11 protein-coding genes and 1 other RNA gene are annotated in these 14,722 nt (G+C 57.7%); all 12 read right to left on the bottom strand.

The window, feature by feature from the left end; all coding sequences use genetic code 11:
- Positions 1 to 64: 64 nt before the first annotated feature.
- Positions 65 to 916, bottom strand: a complete 852-nt coding sequence (locus B5E84_RS03385; protein ID WP_087219266.1) for a patatin-like phospholipase family protein — start codon at positions 914 to 916, stop codon at positions 65 to 67.
- 14 nt (positions 917 to 930) lie between these two features.
- The gene (hflC, locus tag B5E84_RS03380; RefSeq protein ID WP_087219263.1) at positions 931 to 1,818 is read right to left on the bottom strand and encodes a protease modulator HflC; all 888 of its coding nucleotides are present in this window, start codon (positions 1,816 to 1,818) and stop codon (positions 931 to 933) included.
- A 12-nt stretch (positions 1,819 to 1,830) separates the two neighbouring features.
- Positions 1,831 to 2,940, bottom strand: coding sequence for an FtsH protease activity modulator HflK (gene hflK, locus B5E84_RS03375; protein WP_087219260.1), 1,110 nt, complete (start codon positions 2,938 to 2,940; stop codon positions 1,831 to 1,833).
- A gap of 245 nt (positions 2,941 to 3,185) precedes the next feature.
- Positions 3,186 to 3,533: RNase P RNA component class A (gene rnpB / locus B5E84_RS03370), an RNA gene on the bottom strand.
- Between the two features lie 36 nt (positions 3,534 to 3,569).
- Positions 3,570 to 5,228 (bottom strand): nucleoside kinase, encoded by a 1,659-nt coding sequence (locus tag B5E84_RS03365; protein WP_087219257.1) that lies wholly within the window; start codon positions 5,226 to 5,228, stop codon positions 3,570 to 3,572.
- 33 nt (positions 5,229 to 5,261) lie between these two features.
- The gene (locus B5E84_RS03360) at positions 5,262 to 6,068 is read right to left on the bottom strand and encodes a Nif3-like dinuclear metal center hexameric protein (protein ID WP_087219254.1); all 807 of its coding nucleotides are present in this window, start codon (positions 6,066 to 6,068) and stop codon (positions 5,262 to 5,264) included.
- Positions 6,022 to 6,756 carry a tRNA (adenine(22)-N(1))-methyltransferase gene (locus B5E84_RS03355; protein ID WP_087219251.1) on the bottom strand — a complete coding sequence of 245 codons (735 nt, stop codon included), beginning with the start codon at positions 6,754 to 6,756 and terminating at the stop codon, positions 6,022 to 6,024. Before B5E84_RS03355 ends, B5E84_RS03360 begins: the two co-directional genes overlap by 47 nt.
- Positions 6,757 to 6,769: 13 nt before the next feature.
- Positions 6,770 to 7,918, bottom strand: coding sequence for an RNA polymerase sigma factor RpoD (gene rpoD / locus B5E84_RS03350; RefSeq protein WP_087219248.1), 1,149 nt, complete (start codon positions 7,916 to 7,918; stop codon positions 6,770 to 6,772).
- 38 nt (positions 7,919 to 7,956) lie between these two features.
- The gene (dnaG, locus tag B5E84_RS03345) at positions 7,957 to 9,726 is read right to left on the bottom strand and encodes a DNA primase (protein WP_087219245.1); all 1,770 of its coding nucleotides are present in this window, start codon (positions 9,724 to 9,726) and stop codon (positions 7,957 to 7,959) included.
- Between the two features lie 10 nt (positions 9,727 to 9,736).
- Positions 9,737 to 10,741 (bottom strand): deoxyguanosinetriphosphate triphosphohydrolase, encoded by a 1,005-nt coding sequence (locus B5E84_RS03340; RefSeq protein WP_087219242.1) that lies wholly within the window; start codon positions 10,739 to 10,741, stop codon positions 9,737 to 9,739.
- A 196-nt stretch (positions 10,742 to 10,937) separates the two neighbouring features.
- Positions 10,938 to 12,638 (bottom strand): S8 family peptidase, encoded by a 1,701-nt coding sequence (locus B5E84_RS03335; protein WP_087219239.1) that lies wholly within the window; start codon positions 12,636 to 12,638, stop codon positions 10,938 to 10,940.
- Between the two features lie 158 nt (positions 12,639 to 12,796).
- The coding region (locus B5E84_RS03330; RefSeq protein WP_087219235.1) for a doubled motif LPXTG anchor domain-containing protein at positions 12,797 to 14,722 on the bottom strand (1,926 nt) is incomplete at its 5' end.

Below are 14,722 nucleotides of genomic sequence, written 5' to 3'. Positions count from 1 at the left end.
GTGAGCAAGCTCCCACGCAGTATTTCGCCATATGTTTCTGCATGGCTGAACGGTTACCCATTTTCTAGGCTTTCAGATACGCCTCCAGCCGCTCCATGGCCTCCCGCCCGTCGGACTCGCCCAGGCGGTACATTTCCATCAGCTTTTCCCGCCGTTTCTCCACCCGGCTGATCTTCACCGTCCGGGATGGGCGGATCACCAGGATCCGGCCCTCCTTTTCCAGGCGGGACAGCTCCTCTACCGTCTCATTATAGACCCGATAGCGGGACAGGATGCTCTCCGTCAGCTCCTCCAGATGGCCGTATTTCCGGCGAATGGCCTTTTCCGCCGCCGGCCCGAAGGGCTTTTTCCGGTATTCCAGGGGCCTGGTGAGCACCACCGCCACCTTGTCATAGCCCATATCCAGGCATTTTTTTACCGGGATGCTGTCGGCGATGCCGCCGTCCAGATAATACTCTTTCCCGTATCTCACCGGCTTGGACACAAAGGGCATGGCGGAAGTGGCCCGCAGGACCTCCATCTGCTCAAACACATTGTCAATTTTTACGTATTCCGCCTGTCCGGTGCGGACATTGGTGATCACCGCGTAGAACGCCCCGCCGGAGCGCTCAAAGGCCTCCTCGTCGAACACGTCCAGGGTAAAGGGCACCTCGTAGAAGGCAAACTCCCGGCCGATCAGGTTGCCGGTGCGGATTAAGGAACGGACTCCCATGTACCGCTTATCCCCGGCGTATTTTAAATTGTAGCGGATGGCCCGCCCCCGCTGGCCGGAAAAATAGTTGACGCCAAAGAGGGCTCCCGCCGACACCCCCAGGATGCCGTCCACGGGGATCTCCCGCTCCAGCATCACATCCAGCACGCCGGAGGTGTACATCCCCCGCATTCCTCCGCCTTCCAGCACAAGCGCTGTGCTCATGTTTCCACTTCCTTTCACCAATTCCCTTCTAAGAGCCTGGCAAGCTCGCTGTCCCCGTCCAGGATCACCGTCTTGTCGCCTCCCTTTAAAGATGCCTTTAAAGCATCCAGGGAACGGACATAATTATAGAAATCCGCCTTCGACGCATCGTTGTAGGCGTCGCTTAAAATCTGCATATACTGGGCCTCGCCGGCGGCCTTGATCTGCTCTGCCTCCGCCTCCGCCTTGGCCACCGTCTCCTTTACCGTGCGGTCCGTCTCGTTCTTGATCAGATTGGACTGGTACTCGCCGTCCGCCTTGTAGCCGGCGGCGATGTTGTTCCGCTCGGAGATCATGCGCTGGTAGACCGCCTCCTTGTTGGAATCCGGAAGATCCAGCTTTTTCGTCTCCACGCTGAGGATACGGATGCCGTAGGAATCCATGGCTCCCCCGATGTTGTCGGTGATGGCCTGGGCCAGCTCTCCGTTCCGCCCGGATATGATGTCCTGCTGGTCGGTGGCGGACATCACCGTCTTGATGGAGTTATAGACCACGTTCCCCAGACGCACCTCGGCGTTTTCCTTGCTGGCGTTTAGAGAGGACAGATACTTCACCGGGTCGCTGATCTCCCAGATCACAAAGCTGTCCACGGTCATGACCTTTTTGTCCTTGGTGGTCACGTCGCTGGGGTATAAGTCGGAAATCATCTTATATTTCGGAATGCTTAACGTCGTCTGAATAAAGGGGATCTTGATCGACGGCCCCGGCTGGTCCTGAATCCGCACCACCTGGCCGAACTGGGTGATCAGCTTGTACTCCCTGGCGGAGGTGGTCACCACCGCGTTCAGTCCCACTACCAGAAGAATGGCCGCGATGACCACAATCTTTGCCGTCCGGCCTGCTGCTTTTGAAAATCCGTTCATGTCCATCCCTCCTTACTGTCCGGCCCCGCCGGACTGGCTGGTCTCCCCATTTCCCTGGGCGGCTGACCCGCTCTGGGTGACGCTCATGGAAAAGGGCTCCAACGGCAGCAGTTTCTGCGTCCCGTCCCCAGAGTCGATGATCACCTTTAACTCCGGCAGCAGCTCCTCCATGGTCTCGTAAAACATCCGCTTTTTCGTGATCAGGGGGTATTTCTGGTACTCGGCGTACATCTCGTTGAAACGGGCTACCTGGCCTTCCGCCTCGCTGATGCGCTGCTGCTTGTAGGCTTTCGCGTCCTGCTTTACCTTGTCTGCCCTGGCGTTGGCCGTGGGGATCTGCTCCGACTGGTATTTTTTCGCCTCGTTCACCGCCGTGTCCATGCCCTGTTTGGCGTCCTCCACCGCCTTGAAGGCGTTGTTTACCTCGTCTGTGGGCGGCTGGGCGTCCTGGATGGTCACGTTGTAGATGCCGATGCCGATGTCCTCCGCCATCACCCGGTTAGAGAGCTGCTCCTTGACCTTGGCCTGGATCTCCGCCTTTCCCGTGGTGATCACGTCGTCCACATTGTAGACGCCTACGGTGTCACGGATGTAGGACTGGGCCAGGTTCTTTAAAATCTCCGTGGCCGTGTCCCGGTTCACGTAGTAGCGGATGGGATCCACCACCTGGTACTCAATATAAAAATCCACATCCACAAAGTTGAAGTCCTTGGTGATCATCTCCGACTCTGACTTCACGGAAATGGGGCTGTCCTCGCCGCCAGCGTAGTCTGCCGAATCGTACTCCGGGTTGTAACCGATGGCCATACCCACGATGTTTTTGGAAATCTTGTGGACCTGCTGGATATAGGGCAGCTTAAAATGCGGCCCCGCCTCGCTCACCGCCTTGGGAATCCCGAAGGTAGTCACCACCGCCATGGTATTTTCATTCAGGGTATAAAAGCTGTTCACCGCGGAAAACCCCAGAAACAGCAACAACAGCACAGCCCCCGTACCTTTCAGGGCCTTCTTTCCACCGCCTGACGGTCTTCTTCCATTTCCCTCCTGCCCCTCCTGGCCTTCCGGCGGCACCTCCCGCCAGCGTTTCCGGGAAAAGCCGGAAAACTGAAAATGACTGTTCATTTCCTCTCTCCTTCCATTGTATTCAGAAATTTATCTTTTTTAAACTACGTATGGAATATCATATCACAGGCGTCTCAAAAAGTATATCATTTCCCCTGTTTATGGGAGAAATTTCAGAAAAATTTAAGAAACGGACTTATAAAAAAGTGCGCCTCCTTGGGGAGTATTCTTGTTTAACAGGAAACGCATTTTCCTGTTAAATAAGAAAAACGCCCCCAAAGTTCCCTTCAGAGAGCGTTATCATTGGCATGAGCAAGACGATAAGCCGGGTTATGTCGTTGGATGGTCATCTATCTAGGCCTGGCGTCACCGCCAGGCTCCAGCGGCCTACCCGGAAGCGGACGGGCCGCCTGTGCTTCCTGTTCGGCCTTGCTTCGGATGGGGTTTACATATGCCCTTCCTGTTACCAGGAAGGCGGTAGTCTCTTACACTGCCTTTCCACCCTTACAGGGAATGTCCCTGCGGTTTATTTCTGTTGCACTGTCCTTGGAGTCGCCTCCACCAGACGTTATCTGGCATCCTGCCCTGTGAAGCCCGGACTTTCCTCTCCTGCAGCCTTTCGTCTCTGCAGCAGCGACCATCTGTCTTACTCAAAACTTCATCATTTTACCATACTTTTTCCCATCTGTCTACACATGAAAACAGCTCCCGCCAATAAATTCCCGGATCAGGGAATTTCCCGGCACCTGGGTGCTGTCCACTCCCAGGAAATAATCCAGGAATTTTAACAGCCGTTTCGCCTCCACATACTCTCCGCTGTCTCTGGGCACGGAGAACAGAATGGGCTCGGCGTACTGCTTTAGCACCGCCAGCTCGTAAACCAAAGAGGAATTAAACATCACGTCCGCCTCCTCCTGGAAGGGGAAAATGTTTTTCTCCTCCCCGCGGCGTACCGACGGCCACATCCGGATGGTCTCCTGGGCCGTGTTCCCCCTGGTCCTGGCGTCCCGCACCATACGGCGGATCAGGCGCCCGTCGGTGGTGGGGATCCGGTTGTGTTCGTCCACATTTAGCTGGGTCAGGGCGCTGATGTAGATTTTAAATTTATTCTCCTTGGGGAGGTGCTCTGACATCTTATCATTCAGGCAGTGGATGCCTTCGATGACCAGGATGTCGTTTTCCCCTACGGTGAGGAAATCTCCCTTGTACTCCCGCTTTCCGGTCTTAAAGTTGAACCGTGGCAGCTCCACCGTCTCTCCCGCCAGAAGGGCTGTCATATCCCGGTTGAACTGCTCTAAATCAATGCACTCCAGGGCCTCGAAATTGTAGTTTCCCTCCTCGTCCCTGGGGGTGAGCTCCCGGTCCACAAAATAGTCGTCCACGCTGATGGGGTGGGGCGTCATGCCCTGGGCCCTCAGCTGGATGGAAAGCCGTCTGGCAAAGGTGGTCTTTCCGGAGGAGGACGGGCCGGCGATCATGACAAACTTTTTGTTGCCCGCCGCCACGATGGCCTCGGCGATCTCGCCGATCTTTTTCTCCTGCAAGGCCTCCTGAATCAGGATCAGGTCCCCGCACTTTCCCGCGGCGATCTGCGCGTTGAGCTCGCCCACACAGCCGGCGTGGAGCCGTTTGCCCCACTCGTCGGACTCCTCCATCACACGGAACAGCTTTTTCCGGTCCGCCGCGAACTCCGGGACCGTCTCCGGCGCCGTCTCGTCGGGGAGCACCAGCACAAACCCGTTTTCATAGGCCAGCAGCCGGAAAACCTTCAGGTAGCCGGTATCCGGCACCATGTAGCCGTAGTAATAATCCTCGTAGTCGTCCAGCCGGTAAATGTTCACCCTGGACACCCGGCGGTAGTAAAAGAGCTTTTCCTTGTCGGTCATGCCGCTTTTGCGAAACAGCTCCACTGCCTCCTCCGTGTGGACGCTGCGCTTTTCGATGGGGACGGCGTCCTCCGCCAGTGCCCGCATCCTGGCCTCCACCCGGGCCGCCAGCTCCGCCGTGGGCGCCGGCCCGCCTTTTAAGCGGATAAAGAGGCCTTTTCCCAGGGAAAATTCCACCGAGGCCCTTCCGGCTGCCTCCAGTCCCGCCACATCCCGCAAAGCCTTCATAAACAGGAAGGTGACGCCCCTCTGGTACGTCTGGATGCCGGGCTTGTCCCTCCCAGTGAGGAAGGTGATCTCCGCCCCGTTCTTTGCCCGTTTAAACAGCTCCCGCAGCTTTCCGTTCATCACTGCCAGAAGGATCCGCTCTCCGTACGCTCCCTGCACCTCCTCCGCCAGGGTTCTTAAGGAGGTGCCGTCGGGATATTCTCTCCTCTTTCCGTCTACCGTCACTGTGATCATGCCTGTCCCTCCTGTCTGCCTTTCCATCAGCGCCTAAATCACCGCCTCCGGGAACTCCACCGGGGCCGTCTCCACCTGGATTTCCTCCCCCAGCCGTTCCCGCAGATACCCGGCCATAAACTCCATAAACAGATGCTCCAGCCCGTAGTGGCCCGCGTCGATCACCGCCAGGCCGCAGGCGGCCGCGTCGATGCCCTCGTGGTGGCCGATGTCCCCGGTGACCAAAATCTTCACCCCGGCCGCCACGGCCGCCTGGATCATGCTGCCGCCGGAGCCGGGGGAAATGGCGATCTCCTCCGTTTTCCCGGTGACCTCCGAGAGGCCGTAACCTGTCACAAAGGGCAGTCCGAACCGCTCCTTTACCAGCTCCCCCACCTGGGCCGCCGTCATGGCCTCCTTTAGCCGCCCCACCGCGCCGATGCCCACCGGCGTCATCCCGTCCTGGAAACTCACGCCGGTGACCTCCAGGGGCCGTTTTTCCGAAAGCCCCAGCCGCTTTGCCGCCAGATCCGCCATACAGCCGGGGGCAATGTCAAAATTGGTGTGCATGGCGTAATAGGAAATGTCCTTTCCCATAAGGGTCAGCAGCCGCCTGCCGATAAAATCCCCGTCGTTGATCTGCTTGATCGCCCGGAAAATCAGGGGATGGTGGGTGAGGAGCAGATCGGCTCCCCGTTCCGCCGCCAGATTCACCACCTGGTCGGTGGCGTCCACGGCGATAAGGATGGTCTTCACTTCCTTGTCCCCCCGGCCGGCTAAAAGCCCCGGATTGTCCCACTCACAGGCGTAGGCCTTAGGCGCCAGCTCCTCCAGAACCTGTATCACTTCCCTGCACTTCATCATATGCCTCCTTTGCCAGGGCTAACTCCGCCTCCACCTCCCGGAAACGGGCTGCCGCCTTCTCTGTCCCCGACTCTCTCAGAGTGTCCGCAATCGCCTCCAGCTTTTGCCTCTCCTCTGCCAGAAATTCCCGTAAAACGGGATCCTTCCGTTTCAAAAGCACGGGGCCGTATTTTAACTGTGCGGGGCTGGGCCTCTCCTCTGTCTGCTGCCCTTTTCTCCCGCAGCGCATCACGGTGTAGTATTTTCCATCCTCCAGCACCATGGCCTCGTCCTCCAGGGAAAACCCGTTTTCCCACAGAAACAGGCGCACGGCGGAAAGCTCCGACTGGGGGGAGAGCACCCATTCTCCCACCTGGTCCCAGAGGCGCCTGCCTCCCTCCAGAATGCGGCAGATCAGCTCCCCGCCCATGCCGGCGATCACCACCGTGTCCGCCTCGCCTGGCGCCAGATTTTCCAGGCCGTCTCCCAGCCTGGTCTCGATTTTTCCTTCCAGGCCCCGCTCTCTCACGTGCTCCCTGGCACGCTCCAGGGGCCCTTTTCGCAAATCCATGGCAATGGCTGAGGGGGCGATCCCCTCCTCCACCAGAAAAATGGGTATGTATCCATGGTCCGTTCCAACATCGGCAACAATGCTTCCTTTGGTCACAAAGGAAGCAACTGTCTCCAACCGGTATGATAATTTCATATATTCTCCAACCTTAATCCAGATAGTCCTTTAATTTCTTGCTGCGGCTGGGATGGCGGAGCTTGCGCAGGGCCTTGGCCTCGATCTGGCGGATCCGCTCCCTGGTGACGTTAAACTCCTTGCCCACTTCCTCCAGCGTCCTGGGCCTTCCGTCCACCAGGCCGAACCGGAGCTTTAACACCTTCTGCTCCCGCTCTGTCAGGGTGTCCAGCACCTCCATGAGCTGCTCATGAAGAAGGGTAAAGGCCGCCGCGTCCGCCGGCACCGCCACGTGGTCGTCCTGGATAAAGTCGCCTAAGTGGCTGTCCTCCTCCTCGCCGATGGGCGTCTCCAGGGAAACCGGCTCCTGGGAAATCTTCATGATCTCCCGCACCCGTTCCACCGGCAGCTCCATCTTGGCGGAAATCTCCTCCGCCGTAGGCTCCCGCCCCAGCTCCTGGAGGAGCTGCCTGGAAACCCGAATCAGCCGGTTGATGGTCTCCACCATGTGCACCGGAATGCGGATGGTCCTGGCCTGGTCCGCGATGGCCCGGGTGATGGCCTGGCGGATCCACCAGGTGGCGTAGGTACTGAATTTGTAGCCCTTCTTGTAGTCGAACTTTTCCACGGCCTTGATCAGGCCCAGATTCCCCTCCTGGATCAGGTCCAGAAACTGCATCCCGCGGCCCACATACCGCTTGGCGATGCTCACCACCAGCCGCAGATTGGCCTCCGCCAGCTGCTGCTTGGCCGCCTCGTCCCCCAGCTCAATCCGCTTGGCCAGCTCGATCTCATCCTCCATGGACAACAGGGGCACCTTTCCGATCTCCTTTAAATACATCCGGACCGGGTCCTCCATGTTGACCCCCTCGGGAACGGAGAGGTCGATATGCTCCATATCAATGTCCCCGTCCTCTATCCCTTCCTCCAGGAACAGCTCGGGATCCATATCCCCATTGTCCTCTAAGTTCAGCACATCGACCTTATTGTCCTCCAGGAAATCGTAGATCTCGTCCATCTTTTCGGCGTCCAGCTGCTCGCCCTTGAAAAAATCCAGGATCTCCCGGTCTTCCAGCACGTTCTTCTTTTTCCTGGCCTCCTCCAGAAGTTTCTGCAGCTTCGCCGCAAATTCCCGTCCGTCTTCGCCCTGCTTCTTATCCAGCTCCGTGTTTTTTTCTACCATGTCTTTCCACCCTCCGCAGCATACCTTTAGTGTGTCCTTCAGTCCAGGGAAATATGCAGGCTCCTGAGAGCCGCCTGTTCCTGAATGAGCCTCTGCAGCTGCGCCACATCCGTCACGCGGCGGCTCTGCTCGTCCAGGCTGTTTTTCTTCACCTTGACCACTGTCTCTGAAAATGCCTTCTTTTGTTCCTCATTGTTCAGGGATTCGCTTAAGGAGGCGTTGAAAAGCGCCGCCGCCTCCCGGTACTGGTCCCCGTCGTCGATAAAGCGGTTTAAGATGGCCGCCGGATTTAAGGTGCCGTTTTTATGGCCCTCAAACACCAGCTCTGCCACCTGATGATACAGCGGCTCAATAAAGTCCTCCGCCGTGATCACGCCCTCGATTTTGTCAAATAAGCTTTCATTCTCAATGAGCCACGTGAGCAAAAGCCTCTGGGATCTGCGGATCCCGTCTTCCTTCTCCCGTTTCTGTTTCTGGCGCTCCTCATTCCGTTCCCGGCTGCTCATCCCCCCGGAAACCGCCCCCAGGCGGTTCCCCATGCCGTTCACCAGGCGCCTCAAATCCTCATAATTGATAAAATATTCCGCGGCTACCGCCTGCATATAGTTGTCCCGCTCCAGGGCCTCCGGGAATTCCAGGAGCTTTTTCGCCACCTGGTTGTGAAACTCCGTTTTCTGCTCCGGATCCTGCATACTGTAGTTCCGTTTCAGCACGTCAATCTCAAAGAGAAAGCTGTTTCTCGCCCCCTCGATCCGTTTGCGGAACTCCTCCGCCCCCAGATTCTTGATAAACTCGTCCGGATCCTTGTAGGGCTCCATATTGAGCACCCTGGTGGAGATCCCCGCCTCCTTCAAAATGGGGATCGCCCGCAGCGCCGCCTTCACGCCCGCCCCGTCGCTGTCGTAGGTGAGCACCACCTTTTCCGTATAGCGCTTTAAGAGGTTGGCGTGCTGGCTGGTGAGGGCCGTCCCCAGGGACGCCACCGAGTTGGTGAACCCCGCCTGATGGAGGGCGATCACATCCATATACCCCTCGCACACCAGCAGATACCCCTCCCTGGCGGTCCTGGCGTAGTTTAAGCCGTAGAGATTGCGGCTCTTGTCAAAGATCTTCGTCTCCGGGGAGTTTAAATACTTGGGCGTCCCGTCCCCCATCACCCGGCCGCCGAACCCGATCACCCGGTTGTTCACGTCCATGATGGGAAACATGACCCGGTTCCAGAACTTGTCCCTGGCTCCCCGCTCCTCAATGGTAAAAAGGCCTGTCTCCTTTAAAATGCCGTCGTCGTAGCCCTGTCCCTTTAGATACTGGTACAGGCCGCCGCTCTTTCCCGCAAATCCCAGGCCGAACCGTTTCATGGTCTCATCCGTCAACGCCCGGTTTTTAAAATACCGGTAGCCGATCTCTCCCTGGGGCTGATGGAGCTGCCAGTAAAAATAATTGGCCGCCTGCTTATTGATCCGCAGCAAAATGGTCCGCAGCTCCTCCCTGGCCTTCGCCTCCCGGGAGGTGTCCTCCTGAGGCAGGGTCACTCCTGACCGGTCCGCCAGCACCTTTAAGGCCTCCGCGAAGGTGTAGTTTTCATATTCCATCAGGAAGGTGATCACGTTCCCGCCGGCCCCGCAGCCAAAGCAGTAATACATCTGCTTTCCCGGGGACACGGAAAAGGACGGGGACTTCTCATTGTGAAAGGGGCAGAGCCCGAAATAGTTGCTCCCCTTTTTCTGCAGCCGGACATAGCCGGAAATAATGTCCACGATGTCGTTCCGGGACCGTACCTCCTCCACGATTTCATCCGGATAGTACATTTCAAACCTCCTAAACCTTCCACGCCTTGGGCACAAACAGCCTCTCAAACGTGTCAATGGCATAAATATCGCTCATTCCCGCGATGTAGTCACAGACCACCCGCTCCCGTTTCTGCCCCCGGTCCATGAGACGCTGGTATTCCGGCGGCAGCTCCTTGATATGTATATAGTAGTAATCGTACAAGCTGGTGATCAGCTTCGCCACCCGGCCGTCCTCCGCCTTGGCCACGGGGTTGGTGTACACGTGGGCGAACATCCAGGCCCGCAGGCCCTGCATGGCCTCCTCCATCCCCGGCGACATGGTGACCTGAGGCTTTTCCAGACTGTTTAAAATCAGGTCGTGGATCATGGTGTTCAGCCGCTCCCGCACGCTGTGTCCCAGCACGTTTGTGTACTCCCCCGGCAACTCCTCCTCTGTCAGGAGCTTTGCCCGGATGGCGTCGTCAATGTCGTGATTGATGTAGGCGATCTTGTCCGAGAGACGGACCACGCAGCCCTCTAAAGTGGAAGGATGGCCGCTGGTGCGGTGATTTAAAATGCCGTCCCGCACCTCCCAGGTCAGGTTCAGCCCCCGGCCCTCTTTTTCCAGCACCTCCACCACCCGCACGCTCTGCTTATAGTGGGCAAAGCCATCCTGGCAAATCTGGTTTAACACCCGCTCTCCGGAGTGGCCGAAGGGCGTGTGGCCCAGATCATGGCCCAGGGCGATGGCCTCCGTCAGGTTCTCGTTCAGCCGCAGCGCCCGCGCCACGGTCCTGGCGATCTGAGCCACCTCCAGGGTGTGGGTCAGGCGGGTCCGGTAGTGATCCCCCTCCGGGGCCAGAAAGACCTGGGTCTTGTGTTTCAGCCTGCGGAAGGACTTGCTGTGCAGGATCCGGTCCCGGTCCCTCTGGTACTCCGGCCGGATGTCACAGAGTGTCTCTTTCCTGTCCCGTCCCTTTGTATGTTTGCTCAGGGAAGCATAGGGACTTAAAACCTGTTCTTCCCAAAGCTCCGCGGTTTCCCTGATATTCAATCCATATCCTCCTTCGTATTCACAGAAATCCTCTCTTTATTATATGACGATTGGACAACAGTTATGATTATTGTATCACACTTTTGTGATTTTCACAGCTTTTTTTTGTGGGATAGGTAAAGTTGCCCAGGGGAATCTGATTGCTGGATGTTCTGTGGTTTGAAGGCAGGCCGCCGGGCCAGGTCAGGCGACTGAGCTACAGCGGCAGACTGTCCCGGACGCACAGGGTTCCGTAGCCCAGTTTCTCATTGGGCCACAGAGGTTCTCCCGGCAGACGGCCGGCGCCCCGGCGCAGGTAGGCTTTCATCTTTTCCCCGTAGAGATAAGGATCGTTTCCCAGCACGATCCCCCACTGCATCAAAAGGGCCGCCGCCCCGGTGACAAAGGGGGCCGCAAAGGAGGTTCCCGTAAAACTCCCGTAGCCCCCTCCCGCCCGCGGCGCCGTAATGTCCACTCCGGGGGCGGCCAGGTCCGGTTTCACCTGGTTGGTCAGGCGGGTATAGCCTCGGCCGGAAAAATCGGCGTAGGCCCGGTAGGCGCTGTCGTAGGCCCCGGCGGAAATGGCCAGGGCGGAGGTGGAGGGAATAGTCAGGGTGATCTCCGGGTCCGGCTCCAGAAAACGGGTGGACACATTTACCGTGGAAACGGGAGGCAGCCACAGATCGTACCGCCCGGTGACGATCCGCTCCCCCCGCACCAGCACCTGCCAGATCCCGCTGTCCACGTAGTCCTCCGTGGGAATAAAGTCAAAATAGATCTCCTGGGCCTGGCTGTAGGGGCTGGGAAAGCCGTGGTAGACGAGAATGGAGGTATTCCGGTACCGCAGTCTCTGGGTTCCCATCTGTTCCTTTACCCAGCCCACAATCTCCCCGGAGGGGGCCATAAGCCCCACGGTCATCCCGTCCACATAGGACTTCCAGAACTGAAGGCCGAACCCGGTCTCGTAGACTCCCACCGCCAGCTCCACCGCCTCCGTCCGCCCGTCCGCCGCCGTCCCGGAGGCATGGCCGTTTCCCACCCCCTCGTTTCCCGTGCCCACGATGATGGAGGTCCGGCCGTAGCCGGAAACGGTGTTGACATACGTCTCCACCAGGCTGGTGCCGTCGTGAGAACCGTAGGTATTGCCAAAGCTTAAATTTACCGCCAGGGGCATCCCGTAGCTCTGGGCCCGCCGCACCACAAAGTCCAGGGCCCGCATCAGCTCTGTGGTCCAGGGAAAGGAGCCCTCGCCCCGTTCCCCCAGTTTCACCGCCAGAATGGAGCTTTCGTAGGCCACACCCCGGTAACGCCCTCCGGAGGCCCGCCCGTTTCCCGCCGCGATCCCTGCCACCGCGGTGCCGTGGCCGCTCACATCCACGGAAGGGACGATCCGCCTCCGCTCTGTCTCCGACGCCAGGGCCGCGTCCAGCTCCTCCTTTGTAAACACCTGCCCCAGGCTCTGGTCCCACAGCTCCAGAATGCGGCTGCTCCCGTCCTCGTTGCAGAAGTCCGGGTGGGTGAAGTCGATCCCGGAATCAATCACCGCCACCGCCACTCCCCGGCCGGTAAGCCCCCGGCCGCCTCCCGGCTGCAGAGCCGTGACGCAGGAGGCCGCCCGCCCCTGGCTGACGGAGAAAAACAGCCGGTTGGGCTTTTCCACGTACTCCACCTCCGGCTGTCCGGCGATGTAGGAAATCAGCCGCTCCGGCGCCGTGACAATGGCGTAGCCCCCCAGCAGAGGCTCCACGGAGATTTCCTCGCTCTCCAGCCTGCGGATGTCTCCAAAATGTTTCACAATCAGCTCCCAGCGCCTTTCCTCCGGCAGATACCCGGTGCTCAGCGACGGGGAACGCTCCCGCTCCCCAGTCCCCGCATCCAGAGCCAGATTCAGCATATTTTCCAGTTTTTGGCTGTTCAATGGTGTGTCTCCTTTCGTTGGGTTTTGCCTTTACCGTATTTTTATGAGGCGGATGGGGGACGCATGACGGGGGATGGGAACGGATAAAAAAGTTTCCTACTACATAAGAAAAAGGAGCCGCTGCTTTCGCAACGGCCCCATTTCCTCAGACACGGCAATTAGGATTCTTCCTCCCGCCGTCTCGTGAGAGACGCAAGAGCTAAGAAAATGCCGGTCAAAAGCATGGTTACCGGAATCCTTGAGGATTGCTGTCCGGTTTTCGGCAGCGGCGCTAAGGGCACGCTGTCCTCGTCGATGACAAAGCTTTCGCCTTCCTGCTGTGGCAGCGGCGCTAAGGGTACATTGTCATCATCAATCATCACCGTTCCAGGTCCCGGTGCGTCGGGATTGTATGGGTTCCCGCCGGATCCGCTGGAACTTCCTCCGCCGCTTCCATTTCCATTACCGCTGACATAACGGAAATGAGCGGTGAAGGTGGCGTCTGCTGTAAAGGTTGCTGCCTGGAGCTGGGAGGTGGAATAGGTATTTCCTGCCTCGTCGGTCCAGTTCTCAAAACGGTATCTGCCTAAAGCATCAACGGTCACATTCACGCTGGGGCTGACTCCCTTTTCCATGTCGTAGCTGCCGTCGCTGTTTCTCGGCCGGTCAACCACCTCCACTGCCGCGCTTGCGCCGTCAATGGTTCCATGGGTGGAATCCTCCGTCTCGTAGGTGAATTTGATCTGATACTTATCCGGAACTCCATCCGGTTTCTCCGGATCTTCTTTTCCGATCTCGTCGGTATCAAAGTAGGCCACAAATGTGGTATCCGTGTCGTACGCTGTCTGCTTTAAGAACGTCATATCCCTGGTGTAATCCGGGTCGTCCTCTTTGCCTTCCACTACCCAGTAGTCGAAGGCGTAGTTGGCGGCAGGAGCCGCGGTGACGTTAGCCGCCGGGTAGGTAGGCTCGATGGGAGTGTCAATGAAATTGTAAACCTCCACCGTCTTTCCCGTCACCTCGCCGGTGTTGGGATCGGCTGACTGGTAGGTGAATACCAGCTGGTATTTGTCCGGAATGTCATCCGGGCCGTCCTCGCCTTTTTCGTCCTTGCTGTAGTATACGAATACGTAGTTGGTCTGATTGTCGTCGGTTACCCAAAGCTCGGTGGCGTGGGTGAAGGCGTAGCCCTCAAAGGCAATCGCGTGATCCGCACCGTTGATGTAATCGCCGAATTTCGCGCCGAAGGTATCCTGTTCTTTCAGGCCCTCGTTGGTGTCCTCGTCGATGTACTGCACGATGTAGGTCTGGTCTGCCGGGCTGAAGGTTACTACGAAGGTGACTTTTGTATCCTTATCGGTATCAATCACAGCTCCAACCGGATTTACATCCCACTCCTTGGTGCTCTGGGCGTATCCCGTGGCGGCTACGGCCTTCGGGATGTCCTCCTCGGTCAAGGTGTAGCTGCCGGTCTCGGACCAGTTGCCGTCGCTGTCGGTCAGGGTGACCACTTTTTCTACCTGGGTGGCGCCGTCTACGGTTCCGTTGACGGCGGCGAAGACTACGGTGGTTTGGTACTTATCAGGAACGTCGTCTCCATTTTCATCCGTATCGTAGTAATATGTAACCTTCACATTTCCAGTTGGCATACGGAACATTAAAGCATCCTGATCGGTATACGTCACCGTCTTTTCCTGATCATCCACTTCATAGGTAATCAGATTTGCAAACGCATATCCTTCCTGATCTCTCTTTTCTGTCTGGATCAACGTATTGTATGCCTTCTCTCCACTCAGGGCATCCGGCACTACTTCTTCGGTTCCATCCGCATTCCGGTATACGTGCTCCACGTCCAGCTGATAGGACTCGATGTCGTAATAATACGTTACCTTCACATTTCCAGTTGGCATACGGAATGTCAGGCCATCCTGATCCGTAAACGTAACCATTTCTTCCTGATCGTTTGCCTCATAGGTGATCTGGTTAGCAAATGCGTATCCTTCCCGGTCTTTCTTTCCTGTCTGGATCAACGTATCATATACCTTCTCTCCACTCAGGGCATCCGGCACCACTTCTTCGGTTCCGTCCGCATTCCGGTATACGTG

Origin of the sequence: Lachnoclostridium sp. An14 (assembly GCF_002160755.1) — a bacterium.
GTDB lineage: Bacteria > Bacillota > Clostridia > Lachnospirales > Lachnospiraceae > Lachnoclostridium_A.
This window is presented reverse-complemented; position numbering and strand designations above follow the sequence as displayed.